Raw genomic sequence first — 514 nt, forward strand, 5'->3', positions numbered from 1 at the left:
TTGAAGGGGTGATGGATGTGATAGGCGGTGCCTTTGGCGCGCAACTGTGCTTCGAATTCGTCGCGGCTCCAGGCGGGTTGATCGGCGTCCGAGGCTCCTGGTGTCCCTGACGTTCGGGCACGCGCGTCGCGCACCGGCGCCGTGCCATAGGTATCTGTTGCGTTCATACCGTCTCCGTTTTTTTATCCATCACAGCCGCGCGCCTCGTCACTGCAGTTCGACATTCAACGTTCAATGTTCACAGTTCGAATGCCATCCCATCGTATGCCACTTCGATCCCATGCTCAGCGAGCACGCGCCGTTCGGGGCCATCCTCGACCAGGATCGGGTTAGTGTTGTTGATATGGATCAGCACCTTGCGGACACGGCCTGCGTTGCCGGTGCGATCCACATCGAGCGAGTCCAGCGTTTCGATCATGCCGCCCGAACCTGTCTGCGGCAGATGTCCCATGTCGGCGGAGGTCTTTTTCGACAGGCCGAGGCGAATCATTTCATCGCCGGTCCACAACGTGCC

At 59.7% G+C, this 514-nt stretch carries 2 pseudogenes; both read right to left on the bottom strand.

What is annotated here, in order from left to right:
- Nucleotides 1-167: pseudogene (locus BN2476_RS49235) on the bottom strand (pyrroloquinoline-quinone synthase PqqC); the annotation flags it as partial.
- A gap of 71 nt (nucleotides 168-238) precedes the next feature.
- A pseudogene (locus BN2476_RS45125) lies at nucleotides 239-514 on the bottom strand (pyrroloquinoline quinone biosynthesis protein PqqB); the annotation flags it as partial.

This window comes from Paraburkholderia piptadeniae, from assembly GCF_900007165.1.
GTDB lineage: Bacteria > Pseudomonadota > Gammaproteobacteria > Burkholderiales > Burkholderiaceae > Paraburkholderia > Paraburkholderia piptadeniae.